The organism is Monashia sp. HAY1-5C (genome assembly GCF_056755255.1).
Map to the genome: position 1 here is coordinate 1 of NZ_JBPGXG010000710.1, position 239 is coordinate 239.

1 protein-coding gene is annotated in these 239 nt (G+C 64.9%); it reads right to left on the reverse strand.

Going from position 1 to position 239, the window contains the following annotated elements:
- Positions 1-197 (reverse strand): hypothetical protein (locus ACR9ZK_RS23280; protein WP_481344280.1); only part of this gene is annotated, 197 nt, incomplete at its 3' end.
- Positions 198-239: the final 42 nt, after the last annotated feature.

The following is a 239-nucleotide window of genomic DNA, read 5'->3' on the forward strand; positions in this document are numbered from 1 at the left end:
CCCCCCCCCCCCCCCCCCTTTCCCAAACAAAACACGGCATACGAGATGTAGCTCCGTCTCGTGGGCTCGGAGATGTGTATAAGAGACAGGTGCGGCCGGCCGAGGATCTGGGCGGCGTGCTCGACGTTGCCGGCGAGCAGCTCGGCGCCGAGCGAGCGGAGGGTCTGCACGTCCCCGGAGCTGTCTCTTATACACATCTCCGAGCCCACGAGACGGAGCTACACCTGGTGTGTCGTCTT